This is a genomic window from Actinopolyspora mortivallis, assembly GCF_003001495.1.
Classification (GTDB): Bacteria; Actinomycetota; Actinomycetes; order Mycobacteriales; family Pseudonocardiaceae; genus Actinopolyspora; species Actinopolyspora mortivallis_A.
Genome location: NZ_PVSR01000002.1, coordinates 188,310 through 209,199, shown reverse-complemented (window position 1 = coordinate 209,199; position 20,890 = coordinate 188,310). Strand labels below are relative to the sequence as shown.

Sequence of the window (20,890 nt, the reverse complement as noted above, 5' to 3'; positions counted from 1 at the left end):
CCTCCTTTCCGACCCCACACGCGACGAGTGAGACACATGACCGAGATCGCACCGAACGCGGCGGCCACCCCGGAACCCGACGGCCGGGACCGGCTCAGCCTGGACACGGCCGCGGCCCGCAACCTGGCCACCACCACGAAAACCCCACCGCAGATGCGCTCGATCAGTCCACGGTGGCTGCTGCGCATGCTGCCGTGGGTCGAGACCACCAGCGGCTCCTACCGGGTCAACCGACGGTTGACCTACCAGCTCGGCGACGGACGCCTGACGTTCTCCAACACCGGCGACCGGGTTCGCGTGCTGCCCCCGGAGTTGCGCGAGATCCCGTGTCTGTGGGAGCTCGACGACGAGACGGTGCTCGCGGCGCTGGCCGAACGGTTCACCCAGCACCACTACGCCCCGGGCGAGAACATCACCACCGTGGGCGCGCCCTCCGAGGAGCTGGTGCTGCTGGCCCACGGCAAGGTCAACACCCGCATCCCCGGCCCCTACGGGGAAGAAACCTCGCGGGACGTGCTCGCCGACGGGGACTACCTCGGTGAACACGTCCTCACCGGCGGACGGGACACCTGGCCCGTCACGGCCACCGCGCTGACGCCGTGCATCGTGCTGACCCTACCCCGCGGCGCCGTGGAGGAGCTCACCGAGCGCTCCGAGGTGCTGCGCACCCACCTCGACCGGGTGCGCGAACACACCCCACCCGCGCACAACAAGCACGGCGAAGCAGCCATGTGGCTGGCCTCCGGCCACGACGGCGAACCCGAGCTTCCCGGCACGTTCGCCGACTACGAGCTCACCCCCCGCGAGTACGAGCTCAGCGTGGCCCAGACGGTGCTGCGGGTGCACACCCGGGTCAGTGACCTGTACAACCAGCCGATGAACCAGCTCGACCAACAGCTGCGGCTCACGGTCGAGGAACTGCGGGAGCGGCAGGAGGCGGACCTGGTCACCAACCGCGAGTTCGGGCTGCTGCACAACGCCGACCTGCGCCAGCGCATCCAGACCACCGGCGGTCCGCCCACCCCGGGTGATCTCGACGAGCTGCTGTCCCGGCGCCGCAAGTCCGAGTTCTTCCTCGCCCACCCCCGGACCATCGCCGCGTTCGGCCGCGAGTGCAGCCGCAGGGGCGTCTACCCGGACAGCGTCGAGGTGCACGGCACCCGCATGACCGCCTGGCGCGGCGTTCCCCTGCTGCCCTGCGACAAGATCCCCGTCAGCGACACCGGAACCAGCTCGGTGCTGGTGCTGCGCACCGGGGAGAAGCACCAGGGGGTGGTCGGGTTGCACCAGACCGGCATCCCCGACGAGTACGCCCCCGCTCTCAACGTGCGGTTCATGGGCGTCAACAGCCAGGCCGTCACGTCGTACCTGGTCAGCGCGTACTACTCCGCTGCCGTGCTCACTCCCGACGCGCTCGGCGTGTTGGAGAACGTCGAGATCGCCCGGTGAAAGGAACGCTCCCATGGCCACCCCCGAGGTGTTCCCGCAAGCCGCCCCGGCCCGGCGGGCCTACCAGGCCCTGAACGAGGCGCGCGACCGGGTCGACCCGGCGCTGCGCTCGGCCGTCGACGCGCTGCCCGAGGACATGCGCCACATCGCCCGGTACCAGTTCGGCTGGATCGACGAACACGGTGGGGTCAGCGAGACCTCCGGCGGCAAGGCACTGCGCCCCGCCCTGGTTCTGCTGGCCGCCGAGGCCGTCGGTGGCACCGCCGAGCAGGCCCTGCCCGCGGCGGTCGCCGTCGAACTCGTGCACAACTTCTCGCTGATCCACGACGACGTCATCGACACCGACGCCACCCGCCGCCACCGCCCCACGGCCTGGAGCGTGTTCGGGGCCAGCGCGGCGATCCTGGCCGGTGACTCCCTGCTCTCGCTGGCCTCCGGAGTGATCGCCGACAGTGAGCACCCGGCCGCCCTGTCCGGCATCCGCCTGCTCAACACCACCGTTCAGGAACTCGTGCAGGGGCAGGTCACGGATCTGGCCTTCGAGCAGCGCGATGACGTCGACGTCGCCGAGTGCCAACGCATGGCCGAGGCCAAGACCGCCGCGCTGCTGGCGAGCGCCTGTGAACTCGGGGCCCGGTTCGCCGGCGCCGACCCACGGCGAACCGAACACCTGCGCCGCTTCGGCCACGACCTCGGGCTGGCCTTCCAGCACGTCGACGACCTGCTCGGCATCTGGGGCGACCCCGACACCACCGGCAAGCCCGCCTACTCCGACCTGTACGCCCGCAAGAAGACCCTGCCCGTGGTGTTCGCGCTGAACTCGGAGACCCCCGCAGGGCGGCGACTCGCCGCGCACTACCACCACCCCCCGAACGCGGAAACCGACCTGACCGCCACCGCCGAGCTCGTCGACAACGCGGGAGGGCGCGCCTGGAGTCACACCCAGGCCGACCGGCTGCTCACCAGCGCCCTGGACCATCTCGACGCGGCCGGCCCCACCGCCCGGGCCGAGGAACTGACCGCACTCGCCCACCTCGTCACCCAGCGTGACCACTAGGCCTCCCCGGCCGGAGGCGAGGGCCGGAGCCGGGGGAGTCGGTCGGGTGGGGTGGTGGCGGGGAACAAGGGGCGCGTTCGGACGGGCACTCCCGCCCACATCGTGCCGGAATCGTGCGAATCGCCCCACGATATCCGAAGTGGTCGATACGGTCGGCCCGTATGTTGTTCGCCCTTCTGGTGTACTCGCCCCTGGTGACGGTGGCCGCTCTGCTGTTCGTGCTGATCCGTCTCGCGGTCTCGCGCGCGGAACTGCTGCGGCGGCCCGCCGCGCTGTGCTCGTACGTGGCCGTGCTCCTCGGCGGCGCCGCCCACCTGGTGTTCACCCGGGGGCTCACCCACATTCCCATCATGTACGGCATTTCGAAGTGCAGGGAGTCCCGTCCGGAGTGGATGAGCGAGCAGGTTCGGATACTGCGGTACGACCCGCGAACCTTCCCTCCGGAAGCCAACTGCGTCTGGGACAACGGAACGACCTCGGACCTGGTTCCGGCCTACGTCACGCCGACCGTGTACGCGCTCCTACTGCCCGCCGTGGGGTGCGCGCTCGTGGCGCTGTACTTCCGACTGCGGCGGAGCACTGTTCACGGTTCCCGCCGCTGACACTCTGCTGACCCTTCGTGCCGTCTTCTCCGTCTCACCGCCGCCAGCCTTGCCAATTTTAGGCAAAATTGGCCGCCCCTGTCGTGCGGGCCGCCCCCCGACCGAAACGGGCACGAACTGTCGGGCGGACGTGGTGGCGAAACCCTAGTTTCGGGTGCGGAAGGGAGGCCACCGTGCTCGACCGGCTCAACGAGGCCATGGACCACCTCGAACGGCACATCGCCGCCGAGGTCGACATCGACGTGCTGGCCAGGATCGCCCGCACCTCACCACACCACTTCCGCCGGATGTTCTCCGCGCTGGCCGGGATGCCGCTGTCGGAGTACGTGCGCAGGCGCAGGCTGACCCTGGCAGCCGGTGAGGTGCTGGCCGGGCGGCGCGGCCTGCTCGACATCGCCGTCACCTACGGCTACGGATCCAACGAGGCCTTCGCGCGGGCCTTCCGCGCGATGCACGGTGTCGGCCCGGCCGAGGCACGACGGTCCGGAACGGCGCTGACCTCCCAACCACGGATGACGTTTCACCTCACCGTCGAAGGGAGCACACCGATGGAGTACCGGATCGTCGACAAGCCGGAGTTCCGGCTGCTCGGCTACCGCACCGAGGTGCCGATCGTGCACGAGGGGCACAACCAGGCCATCGCCGAGTTCGTCGCGAGTGTCGGTGTCGAACGGCTGGCACGGCTGAAGCCGCTGTCGGACCAGGAACCGCGCGGCGTCGTCTCCGCTGTGGAACCGCTCGACGCCTCGTCCCGCGCCGAGGGCAGCCTGGTCGACTACATGCAGGGGGTGGTGTCCTCGGCTCCCGCCCCCGAAGGGGTGACGGAGCGCGTCGTGCCCGCCGGGAAGTGGGCCGTGTTCCACACGGTGGGCCGAGCCCCCGAGGCCGCGCAGTATCTGTGGCGGGACGTGTTCACCCAGTGGTTCCCGTCCAACCCCTACCGCAGCGTCGCCGGACCGGAGATCCTGCGCACGGAGTTCTCCGCGGACGAGACCGACACCTCCTGCGAACTCTGGCTGCCCGTGGAGCACGACGCCTAGCGCAGCACCGGCGCGGCTCCTCGACCTCACGCGGGTTCCGGGGAGCCGCGTAGGGTCGCCCGAATTCGTGGTGGTGGGCGTCACGGCGGTCTCCGTAGGATGATCACCGGACGCTTGCTTACCCACCACGAAGCGAGGAAAGGCGCCCGTCGAATGGACGCGGAGATAGCACTGCGGGTGGACGGGCAGCGGCGAACGCTGTCGGTGGACACCCGAACCACCCTGTTGGACGCACTGCGCGAGAGACTGGGGGTGATCTCGCCGAAGAAGGGCTGCGACCACGGCCAGTGCGGTGCCTGCACCGTGCTGCTCGACGGCCGTCGGGTCACCAGCTGCCTGACGCTGGCCGTCGCCCACGACGAGGCGGAGGTGACCACGGCCGAAGGACTGGCCGAAGGGGACCGTCCGCACCCGGTGCAGCAGGCCTTCCTGGAGCACGACGGATTCCAGTGCGGTTACTGCACGCCGGGGCAGGTCTGCTCGGCGGTCGGGATGCTCGACGAGGTCAAGGCCGGCTGGCCCAGCCACGTCACGGAGAACCTCGAGGAGGAACCCGACCTCGACGAGGAGGAGATCCGGGAACGGATGAGCGGCAACCTCTGCCGCTGCGGCGCCTACACCAACATCGTCTCAGCCATCCGAGAGGCCGCGGAGTGAAACCCTTCGACTACGAACGTGCGGACGACACCGACGGTGCGATCGCCACCGTCAGCGACGACCCCACAGCGACGTACCTCGGCGGCGGGACCAACCTCGTCGACCACATGAAACTGGGGGTGGCCGAGCCCGGCAAGCTCGTCGACATCACCAAGCTGCCCTACGACTTCGTCGAGACACTGCCGGACGGTCGGGTCTCCGTCGGCGCCACCGTCCGCAACAGCGAACTGGCCGCCTCCCACGTGATCCGGCAGAGCTATCCGATGCTGGCCCAGGCCCTGCTGGCCGGGGCCTCCGGGCAGCTGCGCAACCTGGCCACCACCGGCGGCAACCTGGTGCAGCGCACCCGCTGCGCCTACTTCCAGGACCCCGGCACGCCGTGCAACAAACGCGAACCCGGATCCGGCTGCTCCGCCCTGGAGGGCTGGAACCGCCACCACGCGATCCTCGGTGCCTCCGAGCACTGCGTGGCCACCCACCCCTCCGACATGGCGGTCGCACTGGCCGCGCTCGACGCCACCGTGGTGGTGCGCGGCAGCGAGGGGCAACGCCGGATCCCGGTCACCGAGCTGCACCGGCTTCCCGGTGACGAGCCCGAACGCGACACCGTGCTCGAACACGGCGAGCTGATCACCTCCGTGGAACTGCCCGCGCCCTCGGACAGCGCCCGTTCCGCCTACCGCAAGGTCCGGGAACGGGCCTCCTACGCCTTCGCCCTGGTCTCCGTGGCCGCGGTCGTGGAGGTGGACGAGGGCACCGTCCGCGACGCCCGCATCGCCCTGGGCGGGGTGGCGCACAAACCCTGGCGGGCCGAGGCCGCCGAGCGGGAACTGCGCGGAGCCCCCGCCACCGAGGAGAACTTCCGGCGGGCGGCCGAGGCGGAACTGGAGCAGGCCGAGGCCCTGCGGGACAACGCCTTCAAGATCCCCATGACCCGCAACACCCTGTGCGCGGTGCTGCGCGAGCTCACCAGGGAGGACAGAGCATGACCGACGTGCTGACCGAGGACCCCGGGCGGGCCCCACAGCGCCTCGACGGTCCGGACAAGGTGGCGGGAACGGCGCGCTACGCCTTCGAACAACCCGTGGACGGCCCGCGCTATCTGCACCTGGTGCAGGCCGGGATAGCCCGGGGACGCGTGACCGGCACCGACACCAGCGCGGCGGAGGCACTGCCCGGGGTGCACACCGTGCTGACCCACGAGAACGCGGAGAAAGTGAACGCGGGCGGGGAACTCGCCGTGTTGCAGTCCCCGGAGGTCGCCTTCCGCGGCCAGGTGATCGGGGCGGTGCTGGCCGAGACCCCGGAGATCGCGGCCCACGCGGCCGGTCTCGTGGAGGTCACCTACGAACGCCACCCCCACGAGGCCACGTTCGGCGCCGACGACCACCGGGCCCAGTCGCCGGACACCTCCTCCCCGATGGTCACCGAGGACCTGGACCAGGGGGACGTGGACGCGGCGCTGGAGGCCGCCGAGTACACGGTGGACGTCACCTACGCCACCCCTCCGGAACACAACAACCCGATGGAGCCGCACGCCACCGTGGCGGTGTGGGAGCAGGGGGAACTCACCCTCTACGACTCCAACCAGGGGCCGTACGTGGTGCGGGACGTGCTGGCCCCGATCTTCGGTCTCGACCCGGAACGGGTGCACGTGGTCTCACCCCACGTGGGTGGGGGTTTCGGTTCCAAGGGGATGCCCCACGCGCACGTGGTGGCCACGGTCATGGCCGCGCGGCTGACCCCCGGCAGGCCGGTCAAGTGCGCGCTGACCCGGGCACAGATGTTCCCGCTGGTGGGCTACCGCCCGCCGGGCTTCCAGCGGATCAGGCTGGGGGCCGACGCCACGGGGCGCCTGGTCGCCACCGAGCACTCCGCGCTCGAACAGAGCTCGCGGCTGGCGGAGTACGCCGAGCAGAGCGCCGGGGCCTCCCGCGACATGTACGTCTCGCCGAACCGCCGGATCACCAACCGGGTGGTGGCGCTGGACGTGCCCGTGCCCACCTGGATGCGGGCTCCGGGGGAGGCCGGCGGGATGTACGCGCTGGAGAGCGCGGTGGACGAGATGGCCCAGGCCTGCGGCATGGACCCGATCGAGTTCCGCGTGCACAACGAGCCCGACACCGCCCCCACCTCGGGGCGGCCGTTCTCCAGCCGCAATCTGGTCACCTGCCTGCGCCGGGGGGCCGAGCGGTTCGGCTGGGCCGAGCGCGACCCCAGGCCGGGGGTCCGGCGTGAGGGCGACTGGCTGGTCGGAACCGGGGTGGCCGCGGCGAGCTTCCCCAGTTTCACCATCCCCGGTTCGGTGGCCACCGTCGGCTACGCCGACGGGTACTACCGGGTGGAGATCGCGGCCTCCGACATCGGCACCGGGGCCCGCACCGCGTTGACCCAGATCGCGGCCGAGGCCCTGGAGGTCCCGCTGTCGGCCGTGCGGCTGCACCTGGGCAGCACCGCCCAGCCCAAGGCCAGCCTCGCCGGGGGCTCCTCGGGGACGGCCTCGTGGGGGACGGCGATCGTCCAGGCGGCGCGGGCCTTCCGCGCCGAACACGGCGAGCATCCCCCGGAGGGGGCCGAGACCACCACGAAGTCCGAGCCCGACCCGGAGGCGGGCACGTACGCGATGAACGCCTACGGCGCCCAGTTCGCCGAGGTCCGGGTGCACGCCGACACCGGCGAGGTGCGGGTGCCGCGCCTGCTCGGCGTCTTCGCCGCCGGGCGCGTCGTCAACGCCCGGACCGCTCGTTCGCAGTTCGCGGGCGGGATGACCATGGGGCTGTCCATGGCCCTGCACGAGCACGGCGTGGTCGACGAGCGGTTCGGCCACGTGGTCAACAACGACTTCGCCGGCTACCACATAGCCGCCCACGCGGACGTGGGGTCGGTGGAGGTGGACTGGATCGACGAGCACGATCCGCACGTCAACCCGATGGGGACCAAGGGCATCGGCGAGGTGGGCATCGTCGGTGTGGCCGCCGCCATCGGCAACGCCGCCCACCACGCCACCGGCGTCCGGGTCCGTGAGCTGCCGCTCACCCCGGAGAAGTTCCTGACCGGCAGGTGAGCGGTGGGCGGGGGCCACCGGGGTGGGCCCACCCCGGTGGCCCCCGTCGTACGCCTGTGTGGCCGGGACCGGAAGCGGTCAGCGTTTTCTCGGCCGGGAGTCCCGGGAGACGGGTTTGTTCCCCCAGGTGCGGTACCAGCGCCAGTTGATCGTGGCGTCGACCAGCAGCACCACCACGCCCAGGGCCACCAGCCCCAACCCCACCGGCAGCGAGACCTCCAGGGTGGTGAACACCGCCACCAGCAACAGCGGGATCACCATGATCCAGCAGAAGGGGTCGATGCTGCCGAAGAACGAGGGGTTGGGGCGGGAACTCCCCTGGTCACGCGCCACCGGGATGCTCACTTTCCGTCGATGCCTGGTCCGGGAGGGATTATCGGGCACGCGGTGGCCTCCCGACGTGCGGGGTTGGCTCCGGCGGTCCCGGAAGTCCCGGACACGGGCGCCGTCCCTTACCGGCGGTCGTGGGAGGAGCGGGAAGTCCTTCCGCGGAACGTGGTGCCGTCCGGGAAACCGAACACCCAGTTCTCGGGGCCGAACCGCCAGCGCCGTGGTGTGAGCCGCCAGTGCGGGGAGACCGTCTGTGCTCGGGACATCTCCGTCATCCGGCGGAGCGCGGTGAACCCCGCCGCCCAGAGCACGAGGAAGCAGGGCAGGGCCACGCTCAGGGGAACGTCGAACTGGTTCAGCGCCGCCACCGCCAGGTTCGGTGCCGCCAACGCGGTGACGAACAGCGTCCTGCGTCGCCGGGACATCGCACTCCATCCCGGGGCGAGTGTCGGTCTGTCGGGCCGAGGTCCGTGCTCACGGTGGGAGTGCTCCGGGCCCGCGTGCTCGGGAGGGCGCTCTTCCGCCATGTGTCCGCCTTCTCGTGGGAGTCGGTGCGGACAACGGTAGTCGGGCACGGGCCCGTGATCAGTGACCTCGCTCACCGTGCGGGCGTTCGCCGGGAACGGGAACCCGGGGGACGGGTGCCGTACCGGGGTGGACGGCGTGGTGGGGAGAGAACTGACGGGTCGTGGGAGGCGGCCCGATCGTCACCGGCTCCCACGCCGCGAGGGGCCGTCCGTGGTGCCCCGGGCGCGGAAACGGCGGTACCCGTCCCACCGGGTCGGGAGGTAGAGTGACGGTCGGCCCCGCTCAGCTTCCCGCGGCGACCAACAGTGATCCGGGAGTGTGGTCGTCGGGGAGTGCGAGCAGGCGGTCGATCACCTCGTAGACGGTGCCGCTGGTTCGCCACCGGATCGTGCTCGGCCGGTAGATGTTCTCCTCCGAGCTGGGCATCCTGGTGGCGACCACGTGGTCCTCCGACTCCAGCTGGATCACGTCGATGACGTTGTCGTGCCCGCGGACTCCGACGATCGCCTCGGGTTCTCCCGCGGCGTCGGAGGACTGTACGAACTGGAAACCACGCGCGACGAGCCGCAGTAAGCGCGCCTCGTAGCCACCTTCGGCGTCACCGGAGGAAGTCATCGAACTCACCGTCCTTGGCTCCTGCCACGAACGCGGCCATCTCGGCGCGGGTGTAGAGGAGGGCGGGGCCCTGGGGGTCACGTGAGTTGCGTACGGCGACCTCGCCCTCGTCGAGGGCGGCGACCTCCACGCAGTTGCCGATCGCTCCGCTGTGCCTGCTCCTGCGCCACTGCGCGTCGGACAGCAGCGCCGCCGAGGTGCTGGTGCGAAGTTCTCCGTGCATAAGGCCACCTTTCCGGTCTCTGTGCATGTGCACGTGCATGTGATCTTGCCAAGGGGGTGGGGTGTTGACAATGCACGTGCACGTGCATCTGCACAAATCCACCCGATCGTGCGAGTTTGTTTCCTTATCGTTCGTTCGGCGTTCACGCAGCGAGGTGATCGCGCCGTCACGAACCATCCACGACCGGGGGAAGAAGAAGTTTCCGAGCACGCCGCGTTCCGAGTCGGGACGCTCGTACCGACTCCCGGGGCTCCGGAGCGGGAGACGACCGATCCCGGCGGGGAACTCACCCGATGCTCTCCCGCACCTCCCGCAGCATCCTCCGGGAGTTCTCCGGCGTCTCCGCGTCCACGGTCAACCGGTCGAAGACCCTGCCGTACTTCTCGATCTCGGTCGGTTTGTCCAGGTGCAACGCCCCGGCCAGGTGTTCCACGTACACCAGGTTCGGCAGCTCCGGCTCGGCGAAGCGCAGCATGGTGAACGAGCCCTCCGCCGCGTACCCGCTGAGCCGGTAGGGCACCACCTGCAGGATGATCGTGGAACGTTTGGTCATCTCCAGCAGGTGGTCGAGCTGCGCCCGCATCACCTCCAGCCCTCCGATCGGCCTGTGCAGCACGGACTCGTCGATGACCGCCCAGAGTCGGGGCGCGTCCGGGGTGTTGAGCAGTTTCTGCCGTCGCATCCGCAGCGCCACCCGCCGGTGCACCTGTTCGTCGGCGAGTTCGGGCCTGCCGCGACTGGCGATGGCCCTGGCGTAGTCCTCGGTCTGTAACAGCCCCGGAACGAACTGGAGCTCGAAGGTCTGGATCCGGGAGGCGGACTCCTCCAGACCCACGTAGTCCTGGAACCAGTCGGGCATGAGATCGCTGTAGCGGTTCCACCAGCCGGGTTGGTTGGACTCGCGTACCATGTCCAGGAAGGGCTGCTGGTGCTGTGGCTCGACACCATAGCGATTCAACAAGTCGACCACGTCGCGTTCCTTGACGCTGACCTTGGCCAGCTCGATACGGCTGATCTTCGACTCGGAACCGCGTATGGACTCGGCGGCCTCGGCCCTGGTGATGTCGGCCGCCTCCCGCAGACGACGCAACTGGGTTCCGAGCACGATCCTGCGCGCGGTCGGTTTCGGGCCCTCCTCGACCCCGTCGTGCTGGTCGCCGGAATCGACAGTGCTCATCCTCGTTCTCGTCCCCTCGATGTGGACAGCCGGGCCGTGTGCTCACGGAGCGGACCCGGCGGCCCCGTACGTGTCCGGTGTTCGTCTCCCGCGTTCGGCCGATCCGAATCCCGCTGAACGGTTTCGTGAGGTTACCTCCCTGTGCTTGTATTTACCGAACGAGTCCGTCCTCCCACGGCGCGTGCTCGATTCTTCCGCAGAAGTCCGCCGGGATCACGTGAGGTTGTGATGACCGAAGTCAGCCACTTGCAGGAAAGCGCCACCCCGATCCACCTCGACACGAACAAGGCGAGCGTCGCCAGGGTCTACGACGCCTTCCTGGGCGGCAAGGACAACTACGAGATCGACAGGCAGGTGTTCGAGGACGTCAAACGTGTCGCTCCGGAGGCGGCCGACCTCGCCTGGGACAACCGCGAGTTCCTCATCCGTGTCACCCGCTTCGTGGCGGGACAGACCGGGGTGCGGCAGTTCCTGGACTGCGGATCCGGATTACCGACGGCGGAGAACACCCACCAGGTGGCCCAGCGGATCGCCCCGGATTCCACGGTGGTCTACGTGGACAACGATCCGGTGGTGCTGGCCCACGGGCGCGCCTTGTTGGAGGAGAACGAGCAGACCCACTTCAGCGCGGCCGACATCTTCGACCCCCGTGAACTGCTCTCCGACCCGGTGGTCAACCGCTATCTGGACTTCTCCGAACCGATCGCGTTCTTCCAGCTCGGCACCCTGCACCACCACGTGGAGGGGGCGGACCCCGCCGAGATCATGGAGGAGTTCGTGCGGGCGCTGCCCTCCGGCTCCCTGGTGGCCGTGAGTCACTTCTTCGACCCGGAGGACGACGGCTACTACAGCGAGCTGGCCCGCCGCATGGAGCAGGTCTTCCTGCACAGTCCCATGGGCTCCGGAGCCTTCCGCACCCGGGCGCAGATCGAGGCCATGTTCCCCGGACTGGAGATGATCGACCCGGGCGTGGTGCTGTGCTGCGACTGGTGGCCCGACGGTCCCCGGCTGCGCAAGCAGCCCGAGGTCTCGAACTGCATCGTCGGAGGGGTGGGACGCAAACCCTGAGCACACCGGGACTCTCCGCGAGCGGGGGCGCGGGCCGTCGACCTCGCGGGGTGGACTCACCCGCCCGACAGGGCTGCGAAGTCCGGTGCCGTCTCGGCGATCACGTGTGCCACCCGCCGAACCTCGTCGTCCTCCAGGTCCGCCCGTGCCGTCAGTCGCAGCCGGGAGTCCGCGTCGGGAACCGACGGGGGACGGAAGCAGCCCACCCGCACCCCGCGTTCGAGACACCGGCCCGCCCAGGCGACCGCTGCCTCCGGGGCACCGACGGGAACCCCCAGCACCGCGGCCCCCGGTTCTCCGACGCCGATCCCGTGGTCGAGCAGTTCCTCACGCAGCTGCCGCGTCACGGCCCGCACCCGTGCGGGCAGGTGTGACTGTCCGCGCAGCAACCGGATCCCGGCCAGGGCCGCCGCCGCGGCGGCGGGAGCCAACGCCGTGTCGAAGACGAAGGGACGAGCCGTCTGGGCGATGTGCTCGACGACCCGACGCGGCCCCAGCACGGCTCCCCCCTGCGCCCCCAGCGCTTTGGACAGGGTCACGGTGGCCACGGCGTCGGCGGGTGCCCCCATCCCGAACGCGGAGAACGCCCCGGCCCCCTCACCCAGCACGCCGAGCCCGTGGGCGTCGTCGACCAGCAACCCGCTGCCGTGCTCACGGCAGACCGTCAGCAGCCGGTCCAGCGCGGCCACGTCACCGTCCACGGAGAACACCGACTCGGTCAGCACCACCGCCGGGCGTGGGCTCTCCCGCAGCACGGCGCGCACCGCCTCCGGGTCGGAGTGCGCGACCACCCGCACCTCGGCCCGGCAGAGCCGGCAGCCGTCGATGAGGGAGGCGTGGTTGTTCCGGTCGGAGACGATCAGGGAACTCTCGTCGGTCAGTGCCGTGACCAGAGCCAGGTTGGCGGCGTAGCCGGAGGAGAACACCAGAGCGGCCTCCGTGCCGTACCAGGCCGCCAGCTCCTCCTCCAGGGTGGCGTGCAGCTCGGTGGTGCCGGTGACCAGCCGGGAGCCGGTGGAACCCGCTCCCCAGGTCCGCACCGCCTCGGCAGCTGCCTCGGTGACGGCCGGGTGCCGGGACAGTCCGAGGTAGTCGTTGCCGGCCAGGTCGAGCACGTCCTCAGTGGCCGCACGCGGCCGCAGGACCCGGTGCAGTCCGTTCTGTCGTCGCAGGCTGTCCCGGTGTTCGACCCAGTCGAAGACGGTCTCCGGACGCGGGGGGCTGGGGGCGGGTGGTTTCTCCGGCGTCATGGATCCATGCTGAGTGGATCCACCCGCGCGGCGGCAGTGTTCGACACGCACAACCGCACCGGCCTCGTTTTGTCCGCGCCGCGACTGTGGCCGTGAACCGGCAGGGGAGGATCATCCCGACGTGTTCTCCCTCGACGCCCCCCTGACCCCGCGCGAACTGTCCCAACTGGACCGTGAGCGGGTCTGGCATCCCTACACCACCTCCCCCACCGACTCCGAACACCCGGTGGTCGACTCGGCCGAGGGGGTCCGGCTGCGGTTGGCCGAACCGGTGCACGGGGTCGACGAGCTCATCGACGGCATGTCCTCGTGGTGGGCCGCCATTCACGGCTACGCCCACCCCGAACTGGACGCGGCCGCCCACGCGCAGGTGGACCGGATGAGCCACGTGATGTTCGGCGGACTCACCCACGAGAACGCCGTGCGACTGGCCGCGACGCTCACCGAGATAACCCCGGAGTCGCTGGACCACGTGTTCCTGGCCGACTCGGGCTCGGTCTCGGTGGAGGTCGCGCTCAAGATGTGCCTGCAGTACTGGCGCGGGCTCGGCAGACCCGAGAAACGGCGGGTGCTCACCTGGCGTGGTGGCTACCACGGCGACACCTGGCACCCGATGAGCGTGTGCGACCCGGAGGGCGGTATGCACCACCTGTGGCGGGGCGCGCTGCCCGAGCAGGTGTTCGCCGAGGCACCGCCGGCGGGCTTCTCCGCCGAGGCCGACGCGGACTACCTGGAACACCTGGAAGGGCTGCTGCGACGGCACTCCGGGGAACTGGCCGCGATCATCGTCGAGCCGGTGGTGCAGGGGGCCGGGGGGATGCGTTTCCACTCCCCGGAGTACCCGCGCAGGCTGCGGGAACTGGCCGACAGGCATGGGGTGCTGCTCGTCTTCGACGAGATAGCCACCGGCTTCGGGCGCACCGGCGAGCTGTTCGCCGCCGACCACGCCGGCGTGGCCCCCGACGTGCTGTGCCTGGGCAAGGCACTCACCGGCGGCTACCTCACCATGGCGGCCACCGTGGCCTCCGGCCGGGTGGCCGAGGGCATAGCCGGCGGCGAGGTTCCCGTGCTCGCCCACGGGCCCACGTTCATGGGGAACCCGCTGGCCGCGGCGGTGGCCCGTGCCTCGCTGCGGGTGCTGCTGCGGGACGACTGGCGGGCGCGGGTGCGCCGGATCGAGTCGGGACTGGCGAGCGGGCTGGCTCCCGCCGCCGAACTGCCGGGGGTGCGGGACGTGCGGGTTCTCGGAGCGATCGGGGTGATCCAGCTCGACCGTCCGGTGGACACGGCCGCTGCCGCCGCCGCGGCCGTGGAGCGCGGCGTCTGGCTGCGCCCCTTTCGGGACCTGATCTACACGATGCCGCCCTACGTCATCGCCGACGAGGACCTCGCGCGCGTGACGGAGGCGGCCGTCGCCGCGGCACGGGTGGGGTGAGTCATGGCCGCCGCTGCGCTGTTCGTCACCGGCACCGGCACCGACGTCGGCAAGACCGTGGTCACCGCCGCCGTGGCGGCTCTGGCGGCGCGGCCGGTCGCTGTGGTCAAACCGATCCAGACCGGCACCGACGAGCACGAGGGGGACACCGCCGAACTCGCGCGGCTGGTGCCCGATGTGGACACCTTCGAGTTCGCGCGCTACCCCGAGCCGCTGGCCCCCGCCACCGCGGCGCGCCGGGCCGGAACCCCACCGCCCACTCCGGACAGTGTCTCCCGGCGGGTGGCGGACCTGTCCGCCGAGTACGCCACCGTGCTGGTCGAAGGGGCCGGGGGAGTGCTGGTTCCCTTCGACGAGCACGGCAACACCCTGCTGGACGTGGCCGCGCGGTTGTCCGCGCCGGTACTCGTGGTCTGCTCACCCGGCTTGGGGACGTTGAACGTCACCGCGCTGACGGTGCGGGAGGTGCTGCGCCGGGGACTGCGCTGCCCCGGCACGGTGTTCGGGAGCTGGCCGCACGAGCCGGGCACGGTGGAGAACTGCAACACCACCGACCTGCCGTGGGTGACCGGTGTCCCCCTGCTGGGGGCGGTCGAGGAGGGGGCGGGCGCCTGCTCCCACGAGGAGTTCCTCGCCCGGGCTCGACACTGGCTGGCTCCCGAGCTGGGAGGGGGCCGTCCGGTCACCGCGCCGCCCGGCTGAGCACGGCGGTGTTCGGACGGGCGCGGCGGGGCCCGTCGGACGGGTGGGATTTTTCGGGTGGGATTGCTACCGTCGGCTCGGTGAGTGATCGGTCGCGTTCCGTGCTGGTGCTTGGGGCGGGAGTGCAGGGTCTGAGCACCGGTGTCGTGCTGGCCGAGTCGGGATGCCGGGTGCGCATCAGAACCGCCGAGCACCCGCAGGAGACGACCTCGGCTGTGGCCGGAGCGATCTGGGGCCCGACCTCACTGCACCCGGTGGAGCGGGCGAGACGTTGGGCGGCCCGGACCCACGCCGTCTTCCTCGACCTGGCCGCGCACCCGGAGACCGGAGTGCACTCGACACTGGGGACGGTGGCGAGCCGGACCGGTTTCCCCGAGTCCCCACCGGGTTCGCTGGGACTGCTCGACGGTGTCCGCCCCTGCGGGGCCGGGGAGTTGCCCTCCGGGTTCGCGGTGGGCCTGCGGGCCACCGTTCCGCTGGTGGACATGCCGCGCTACCTGGAGTACCTGACCAACCGCTTCCTGGAGGCGGGCGGGGAGCTGGTGCTCGGGCCGGTCTCCGGTCTGGCCGAGGCGGCCGAGGAGAGCCCGCTGGTGGTGAACTGCACCGGGGTGGCGGCGCGGGAACTGGTGGGCGACCCGGGGGTGCGCCCGGTTTCCGGTCATCACGTGGTCGTGGACAACCCCGGTATCGAGGAGTACTTCGTCGAGCTCGGTGACACCGGCGAGTGGGCGAGCTACATGCCGCACGGACAGCGGCTCGTGCTCGGCGGGACCGCCGTGGAACACGACTGGAGCCGAACCCCGGACTCCCGGGCCGCCGAGGGGATTCTGCGTCGGTGCGGCGCGATCCAGCCGCTGCTGCACGACGTGCGGATACGCGGCACGATCGTCGGTCTGCGGCCGACCAGCGACGCGGTGCGGCTGCACACCGAGCACTTCGCGGGGGCCCGCGTGGTGCACAACTACGGGCACGGGGGCAGCGGGGTGATGGTCTCCTGGGGTTGTGCCCAGGAGGTGGCGGAGCTGGTGCTGGCGGAGGCGCGGTGACCCGCTCCGGGCGGTCTCGGTGCCCGGAGCTGCGCCGGGGCACAGCCTGCCGGGGGAGCACGGTGGTCGAGTACACTGACCAGCCGCCACGGGAGTCCAGCGCGCTGGGCTGAGAGGAGGGCACGGGGTCCTCGACCGTCCACCTGAACCGGGTCACGCCGGCGCAGGGAGGCACGTGATCGGCTCGGCGTCACGCTGCTCGTGGTGTGGCTTCGGGAGGATCATTGAAACGACACACCGCACGTTGGACGCGTGCCGCGGTGGCGCTGGCCGCAGTGCTCTCGGTCGCGGGCTGCTCGCTCATCGGAACCGGCGGTGGTTCCGCGGACTCCGGAACCGTGACCCTGGTCACCCACGACTCCTTCGCCATCAGCGACGAGGCCCGCAGGAGTTTCGAACGCGAGTCCGGCTACGAGCTGCGCGTCAGGAAGACCGGCGACGCGGGCGCGCTGACCAACGAGCTCGTGCTGACCAAGGACGCCCCGATCGGCGACGTCGCCTTCGGGGTGGACTCCACGTTCTACTCGCGGGCACTCGACGCGGACGTGTTCGTCCCCTACCGCCCGGAGGGCTCCGCCTCCATCCCGGTGAAGTACGCGGTGGCCGACACCAGACTGACCCCGATCGACGCCGGGGACGTGTGCGTCAACATCGACAAACGCTGGTTCGCCGAGCACGACGTGGAACCACCCCGGAACCTGCGGGACCTGACCGAACCCCGCTACCGGGGCCTGTTCGCCGTGCCCAGCCCGGAGACCTCCTCACCGGGGCTGGCGTTCCTGCTGAACACCGTGGCCACCTTCGGCCCCGACCAGGGGTGGAAGAACTACTGGCGCCGGTTGGTCGACAACGAGGTCCGGGTCTCGTCGAGTTGGCAGGAAGCCTACAACCAGGATTTCTCCGGCTCGTCCGGCTCCGGGCAGCGGCCGATCGTGCTGTCCTACGCCTCCTCGCCCGCCGCCGAGGTGGACGACCAGGGGCGGCCGCGCACCGAGGCCCTGCTGGACACCTGCTACCGGCAGGTGGAGTACGCGGGGGTGCTGCGGGGAGCCGAGCATCCGAAGGCCGCGCGCGAGCTGATGGACTTCCTGCTCTCCTGGACCTTCCAGAGCCAGGTTCCCGAGCAGATGTACGTCTACCCGGCCGTGCTCGGGGTGGAGCTTCCCGAGAACTGGCAGCGGGTGGCACCCCGGCCGGAGGACTCCACCGAACTGGACCCGCGGCGGGTGGAGGACAACCGCGCCGAGTGGATCAGCCAGTGGCGTGAGCTGACCCGGGGATGACGGTGGATCTCTCCCCCCGGGTCTCCTCGCCGGCCGGGAGGCGGGGCGTCGGCACCGACAACGGGGCTCTCCTGCGCCGAGTGGGTTGGTCGGCCTGTGCCCTGCTGGTGCTCGGGTTCCTCGGTGTCTTCTTCGCCTGGCCGGTGCTGGCCATCCTGCACCGGGGACTGTCCACCCCGGAGCCCGGGCTGCTGGCCGAACCGCAGACCTGGAGGCTGGTCGCCTTCACCGTGGGGCAGGCGGCGGCCTCCACCGCCCTGGCGCTGGTGGCGGGCCTGCCGTTGGCCTTCCTGTTCGCGCGGGTGCGGATCCCGGGCAAGGTGCTGCTGCGCGCGCTGGTCACCGTGCCGTTCGTGCTGCCCACGCTGGTGGTGGGGATGGCGTTCCGGGCGCTGCTCGGCACGGACGAGCCGAACGCGTTCGCGATCGTGCTGGCCAACGCGTTCTTCAACGTGGCCGTGGTGGCCCGCACCGTGGGGGGACTGTGGGGACGTCTGGACCGCCGTGCCGAGGACGCCGCCCGCAGTCTGGGGGCGGGGCCGCTGCGGACCTTCCGCACCGTCACCCTCCCGGCGTTGCGTCCCGCCGTGTTCTCGGCCGTGGCAGTGGTGTTCCTGTTCTGTTCCACGAGTTTCGGGGTGGTGCTGGTGCTGGGGGCGGGCCGTTACCGCACCCTGGAGACCGAGATCTACCTGCGCACCGTCCGGCTGCTCGACCTGTCGGGCGCGGCGACGCTCTCGCTGGTGCAGCTGGCCGCCGTGCTCACCGCCCTGGCGGTCGCCGCGTTCGCCCGGCGTCGGGGCGGAGCCGCCGGGGTGAGCGGTTCGGAGGTTCCGACACGGCGACCCCGTGGTGTGGAGTGGGTGCCGGTGGCTGCGGCCGGGACTGTGTTGCTGGCGCTGGTGATGCCGATCGCGGCGCTGCTGGTGCGTTCGCTGCGGAGCAGGGACGGGTGGAGCCTGGACGGCTACCGTGCCCTGTCCGGAACCGGGCAGGGCGCTCTGGAGGTGTCCGGCTGGCAGGCCGCGTGGAACTCGGCGAACACGGCGTTCGACGCCACGTGGATGGCGTTGCTGCTGGGGCTGTTGGCCTGCGCGGTGCTGGTGACCTCGCGCAGACGTTGGGCGGCGGAACTGATGGACGCGGCCCTGATGCTGCCGCTGGGGGTCTCGGCGGTGACCGTGGGCTTCGGGTACCTGATCACGCTGCACCTGTTGCCGGGGGACCTGCGGACCTCACCGTTGTTGGTGCCGCTGGCCCAGGCCCTGGTGATCACCCCGCTGGTGATCCGGGTGGTCCTGCCGGTGTTGCGGTCGGTCGACGACCGGCTGCGGGCCGCCGCGGCCACACTCGGGGCCGGACCGCTGCGCACGCGGCGTGAGGTGGATCTGCCGCTGGCGGCGCGGGCGGTGGTCACGGCCGCCGGGTTCGGTTTCGTCGTGGCGCTCGGGGAGTTCGGGGCCACCGGGTTCCTGGCCCGCCCGGAGGCCCCGACCCTGCCCGTGGCCGTCAGCGAGCTGATCGCCCGGCCGGGAGAGCTCACCACGCAGATGGCCTACGCGGTCTGCGCCCTGCTGATGGTGGTCACGGTCGTGGCGGTGTTGGTGATCGAGACCCTGCGTACGGACTCACCGGGGGAGTTCTGATGAGTGTGGCGCGAGCCGGTGCCCTCCGGGGGACCGAACCGTCCGACACCGACGACGGGTTGCGGATGAACGCGGTGACGGTGCGCTACGGCAGCACGACCGTTTTGTCCGAAGTGGACTTGGAGGTGCCGCGCGGCGAGGTGCTGGCCGTGCTGGGGCCTTCCGGGTGCGGGAAGTCGACCCTGCTGCGCACCGTCGCCGGGCTGGAGAGCCTCGCCGCGGGGGAGGTCCGTTTCGACGGGCGGGACCTGTCCGGGGTGCCGGTGCACCGTCGCGGCTTCGGCATGGTCTTCCAGGACGGACAGCTGTTCGGGCACCGGGACGTGGCGGGCAACGTGGAGTTCGCGCTGCGGATGCGCGGCGTCGGCCGGAAGCGACGGCGCGCGGAGGTCGACCGGCTGCTGGATCTGGTGGGGCTGGCCGGCTACCAGCGCCGTCGGGTGCGGCAGCTCTCCGGCGGGCAGGCCCAACGGGTCGCGCTGGCCCGCGCGCTGGCTGCCGAGCCCCGGATGCTGTTGCTGGACGAGCCGTTGTCCGGCCTGGACCGGGCTCTGCGCGACAGGCTCACCGTGGACCTGGCCAGGCTGCTCTCCGCCGAGGACAGCCCCACGGCCGTGATGGTGACCCACGACCTCGACGAGGCCTTCGCCCTGGCCGACCGGGTGGCCGTGCTGCACGAGGGCCGGGTGTTGCAGACGGACGAGCCGCGTCGGCTGTGGCGCGCTCCGCGCAACGAACGGGTGGCGCGGTTCCTCGGGTGCACCACCTTCCTGGACGCGCACGTCACGGACGGTACGGCCTCCGGTCCGCTGGGCACGGTCCCGACGCCGGAGCAGCCGGACGGGCCGGTGCGGCTCGGGCTGCGTCCGGTCGGCGTGCGGGCCAGGACGGGACGGTGCCCGGGCGCGGCGGAGACCACCGGCAGGGTGGTGGAGCGGATGCACCGGCACGACCACGTGCGGCTGCTCGTCGACGCCGGAGAGGGGAGGGTGAACCGGGTCGAGGCCATCGCCGAGGGGGCGGAGATCCCGGAGCCGGGCGAGGACGTCACCCTGCGCCTCGACCCGGTCGGTGTGGCGGTGCTCAGCGGGGATCCGCGGCAGCGGCGAACTCGGACAGCAGCGAGTCCGCCCTCCGACCGTCCAGGGACTCCCGAATGATGTCGGCGTGTCCGGCGTGCCGGGCGGTTTCCTCGATCAGATGCAACAGCACCCAGCGTGTGGTGAACGGCTCAAGATCGGTACGGTCCCGCATCTCCGGGGGCAGCGGGAGCTCGGCGTCGAGGTCGGCCACCTCGGCGACCGTGCGCTCGGTCTCGGCGGTGACCTCGGCGTAGGCGGCGAGGTTCCCGGCCAGCGACTCGTCCTGTTCCAGGGTGAACTCCCCCTCGAAGTCGGTGATGGGCCACAGGCCGGGGAGTTCCCGCCCGCCGATCTGGACGGTGACCCAGCGCCGCTCGACGCGCAGCACGTGTTTGACCAGCACGGTGATGCTCAGCCCGCTGGCGGTGGGACGTTGCGCGGCACGCTGTTCGTCCAGTCCGTGCGCGGCGGCGCGCAGGGCGTTGCGCTGGTGTTCGAGGAAGGCCAGCAGTCCGTCGCGGTCATCGGTGACGCGGCGGGGGAGCAGTGGTGTCACGGTGCGACTCCCGATTCGGCGACCGCCGCCTCCGGTGCGGCGGTGTTCGCGGTGAGCCTGCCACCGACCCCCGACAC

General features: G+C 71.1%; 21 protein-coding genes. 14 read left to right on the top strand and 7 right to left on the bottom strand.

What is annotated here, in order from left to right; all coding sequences use genetic code 11:
* Nucleotides 1–36: 36 nt before the first annotated feature.
* The 7 genes from CEP50_RS03425 (at nucleotide 37) to CEP50_RS03395 (ending at nucleotide 7,869) form a co-directional block, all read left to right on the top strand.
* Nucleotides 37–1,449: a family 2B encapsulin nanocompartment shell protein gene (locus CEP50_RS03425; protein WP_106112441.1), complete on the top strand. Its 1,413-nt coding sequence runs from the start codon at nucleotides 37–39 to the stop codon at nucleotides 1,447–1,449.
* A gap of 13 nt (nucleotides 1,450–1,462) precedes the next feature.
* Nucleotides 1,463–2,506 (top strand): family 2 encapsulin nanocompartment cargo protein polyprenyl transferase, encoded by a 1,044-nt coding sequence (locus tag CEP50_RS03420; RefSeq protein WP_106112440.1) that lies wholly within the window; start codon nucleotides 1,463–1,465, stop codon nucleotides 2,504–2,506.
* 161 nt (nucleotides 2,507–2,667) lie between these two features.
* Nucleotides 2,668–3,108 (top strand): hypothetical protein, encoded by a 441-nt coding sequence (locus CEP50_RS03415; RefSeq protein WP_106112439.1) that lies wholly within the window; start codon nucleotides 2,668–2,670, stop codon nucleotides 3,106–3,108.
* A gap of 173 nt (nucleotides 3,109–3,281) precedes the next feature.
* A complete protein-coding gene (locus CEP50_RS03410; RefSeq protein ID WP_106112438.1) occupies nucleotides 3,282–4,148 on the top strand; it encodes an AraC family transcriptional regulator in 867 nt (288 codons plus the stop codon).
* Between the two features lie 153 nt (nucleotides 4,149–4,301).
* A complete protein-coding gene (locus CEP50_RS03405) occupies nucleotides 4,302–4,805 on the top strand; it encodes a 2Fe-2S iron-sulfur cluster-binding protein (RefSeq protein ID WP_106112437.1) in 504 nt (167 codons plus the stop codon).
* The gene (locus CEP50_RS03400) at nucleotides 4,802–5,794 is read left to right on the top strand and encodes an FAD binding domain-containing protein (protein ID WP_106112436.1); all 993 of its coding nucleotides are present in this window, start codon (nucleotides 4,802–4,804) and stop codon (nucleotides 5,792–5,794) included. The genes CEP50_RS03405 and CEP50_RS03400 overlap by 4 nt, the downstream gene beginning before the upstream one ends.
* Complete coding sequence (locus CEP50_RS03395; RefSeq protein WP_106112435.1) at nucleotides 5,791–7,869, top strand: xanthine dehydrogenase family protein molybdopterin-binding subunit; 2,079 nt, start codon at nucleotides 5,791–5,793, stop codon at nucleotides 7,867–7,869. The genes CEP50_RS03400 and CEP50_RS03395 overlap by 4 nt, the downstream gene beginning before the upstream one ends.
* Before the next feature lie 78 nt (nucleotides 7,870–7,947).
* On the opposite strand, the gene CEP50_RS03390 is transcribed toward CEP50_RS03395, so the two are convergent.
* The 5 genes from CEP50_RS03390 to CEP50_RS03370 form a co-directional block, all read right to left on the bottom strand.
* Nucleotides 7,948–8,214 (bottom strand): hypothetical protein, encoded by a 267-nt coding sequence (locus tag CEP50_RS03390; protein ID WP_106112434.1) that lies wholly within the window; start codon nucleotides 8,212–8,214, stop codon nucleotides 7,948–7,950.
* Between the two features lie 107 nt (nucleotides 8,215–8,321).
* On the bottom strand, nucleotides 8,322–8,624 hold the full coding sequence (locus CEP50_RS03385; protein WP_146134729.1) for a hypothetical protein: 303 nt from the start codon (nucleotides 8,622–8,624) through the stop codon (nucleotides 8,322–8,324).
* Between the two features lie 385 nt (nucleotides 8,625–9,009).
* Nucleotides 9,010–9,342 carry a hypothetical protein gene (locus tag CEP50_RS03380; RefSeq protein WP_106112432.1) on the bottom strand — a complete coding sequence of 111 codons (333 nt, stop codon included), beginning with the start codon at nucleotides 9,340–9,342 and terminating at the stop codon, nucleotides 9,010–9,012.
* A complete protein-coding gene (locus CEP50_RS03375) occupies nucleotides 9,326–9,565 on the bottom strand; it encodes a DUF397 domain-containing protein (protein WP_106112431.1) in 240 nt (79 codons plus the stop codon). The genes CEP50_RS03380 and CEP50_RS03375 overlap by 17 nt, the downstream gene beginning before the upstream one ends.
* A 286-nt stretch (nucleotides 9,566–9,851) precedes the next feature.
* Nucleotides 9,852–10,742, bottom strand: a complete 891-nt coding sequence (locus CEP50_RS03370) for a helix-turn-helix domain-containing protein (protein ID WP_106112430.1) — start codon at nucleotides 10,740–10,742, stop codon at nucleotides 9,852–9,854.
* Nucleotides 10,743–10,970: 228 nt separating this feature from the next.
* On the opposite strand from CEP50_RS03370, the gene CEP50_RS03365 reads away from it, so the two are divergent.
* Nucleotides 10,971–11,810, top strand: a complete 840-nt coding sequence (locus tag CEP50_RS03365; RefSeq protein WP_106112429.1) for an SAM-dependent methyltransferase — start codon at nucleotides 10,971–10,973, stop codon at nucleotides 11,808–11,810.
* 56 nt (nucleotides 11,811–11,866) lie between these two features.
* Here the strand turns inward: CEP50_RS03365 and CEP50_RS03360 are convergent, their stop codons facing one another.
* Nucleotides 11,867–13,060 (bottom strand): 8-amino-7-oxononanoate synthase, encoded by a 1,194-nt coding sequence (locus CEP50_RS03360; RefSeq protein ID WP_106112428.1) that lies wholly within the window; start codon nucleotides 13,058–13,060, stop codon nucleotides 11,867–11,869.
* Between the two features lie 121 nt (nucleotides 13,061–13,181).
* Between CEP50_RS03360 and CEP50_RS03355 the strand changes: the two genes are divergently transcribed.
* The 6 genes from CEP50_RS03355 to CEP50_RS03330 all read left to right on the top strand — a co-directional run bounded on the left by CEP50_RS03355 (nucleotide 13,182) and on the right by CEP50_RS03330 (nucleotide 20,335).
* A complete protein-coding gene (locus CEP50_RS03355) occupies nucleotides 13,182–14,495 on the top strand; it encodes an adenosylmethionine--8-amino-7-oxononanoate transaminase (protein ID WP_106112427.1) in 1,314 nt (437 codons plus the stop codon).
* A gap of 3 nt (nucleotides 14,496–14,498) precedes the next feature.
* Nucleotides 14,499–15,197, top strand: a complete 699-nt coding sequence (gene bioD, locus CEP50_RS03350; protein ID WP_106112426.1) for a dethiobiotin synthase — start codon at nucleotides 14,499–14,501, stop codon at nucleotides 15,195–15,197.
* 80 nt (nucleotides 15,198–15,277) lie between these two features.
* Complete coding sequence (locus CEP50_RS03345) at nucleotides 15,278–16,246, top strand: FAD-dependent oxidoreductase (RefSeq protein WP_181188188.1); 969 nt, start codon at nucleotides 15,278–15,280, stop codon at nucleotides 16,244–16,246.
* Between the two features lie 224 nt (nucleotides 16,247–16,470).
* The gene (locus tag CEP50_RS03340) at nucleotides 16,471–17,529 is read left to right on the top strand and encodes a thiamine ABC transporter substrate-binding protein (RefSeq protein WP_106112425.1); all 1,059 of its coding nucleotides are present in this window, start codon (nucleotides 16,471–16,473) and stop codon (nucleotides 17,527–17,529) included.
* Complete coding sequence (locus tag CEP50_RS03335) at nucleotides 17,526–19,175, top strand: ABC transporter permease (RefSeq protein WP_181188187.1); 1,650 nt, start codon at nucleotides 17,526–17,528, stop codon at nucleotides 19,173–19,175. The genes CEP50_RS03340 and CEP50_RS03335 overlap by 4 nt, the downstream gene beginning before the upstream one ends.
* Entirely contained in the window at nucleotides 19,175–20,335 is a 1,161-nt protein-coding gene (locus CEP50_RS03330; protein ID WP_106112424.1) for an ABC transporter ATP-binding protein, read from the top strand. Before CEP50_RS03335 ends, CEP50_RS03330 begins: the two co-directional genes overlap by 1 nt.
* Here CEP50_RS03330 and CEP50_RS03325 read toward each other — a convergent pair.
* The gene (locus tag CEP50_RS03325) at nucleotides 20,259–20,813 is read right to left on the bottom strand and encodes a DinB family protein (RefSeq protein ID WP_106112423.1); all 555 of its coding nucleotides are present in this window, start codon (nucleotides 20,811–20,813) and stop codon (nucleotides 20,259–20,261) included. The genes CEP50_RS03330 and CEP50_RS03325 overlap by 77 nt on opposite strands.
* Between the last annotated feature and the right edge of the window lie 77 nt (nucleotides 20,814–20,890).

Excerpts from the sequence above, each read along its gene's own strand:
- CEP50_RS03395 (WP_106112435.1), top strand. The coding sequence starts at position 5,791 with ATGACCGACGTGCTGACCGAGGACCCCGGGCGGGCCCCACAGCGCCTC.
- CEP50_RS03380 (WP_106112432.1), bottom strand. The coding sequence starts at position 9,342 with ATGACTTCCTCCGGTGACGCCGAAGGTGGCTACGAGGCGCGCTTACTG.
- CEP50_RS03375 (WP_106112431.1), bottom strand. The coding sequence starts at position 9,565 with ATGCACGGAGAACTTCGCACCAGCACCTCGGCGGCGCTGCTGTCCGAC.
- CEP50_RS03385 (WP_146134729.1), bottom strand. The coding sequence starts at position 8,624 with ATGTCCCGGCGACGCAGGACGCTGTTCGTCACCGCGTTGGCGGCACCG.
- CEP50_RS03335 (WP_181188187.1), top strand. The coding sequence starts at position 17,526 with ATGACGGTGGATCTCTCCCCCCGGGTCTCCTCGCCGGCCGGGAGGCGG.
- bioD (WP_106112426.1), top strand. The coding sequence starts at position 14,499 with ATGGCCGCCGCTGCGCTGTTCGTCACCGGCACCGGCACCGACGTCGGC.
- CEP50_RS03360 (WP_106112428.1), bottom strand. The coding sequence starts at position 13,060 with ATGACGCCGGAGAAACCACCCGCCCCCAGCCCCCCGCGTCCGGAGACC.
- CEP50_RS03405 (WP_106112437.1), top strand. The coding sequence starts at position 4,302 with ATGGACGCGGAGATAGCACTGCGGGTGGACGGGCAGCGGCGAACGCTG.
- CEP50_RS03420 (WP_106112440.1), top strand. The coding sequence starts at position 1,463 with ATGGCCACCCCCGAGGTGTTCCCGCAAGCCGCCCCGGCCCGGCGGGCC.
- CEP50_RS03370 (WP_106112430.1), bottom strand. The coding sequence starts at position 10,742 with ATGAGCACTGTCGATTCCGGCGACCAGCACGACGGGGTCGAGGAGGGC.
- CEP50_RS03330 (WP_106112424.1), top strand. The coding sequence starts at position 19,175 with ATGAGTGTGGCGCGAGCCGGTGCCCTCCGGGGGACCGAACCGTCCGAC.
- CEP50_RS03415 (WP_106112439.1), top strand. The coding sequence starts at position 2,668 with ATGTTGTTCGCCCTTCTGGTGTACTCGCCCCTGGTGACGGTGGCCGCT.
- CEP50_RS03425 (WP_106112441.1), top strand. The coding sequence starts at position 37 with ATGACCGAGATCGCACCGAACGCGGCGGCCACCCCGGAACCCGACGGC.
- CEP50_RS03365 (WP_106112429.1), top strand. The coding sequence starts at position 10,971 with ATGACCGAAGTCAGCCACTTGCAGGAAAGCGCCACCCCGATCCACCTC.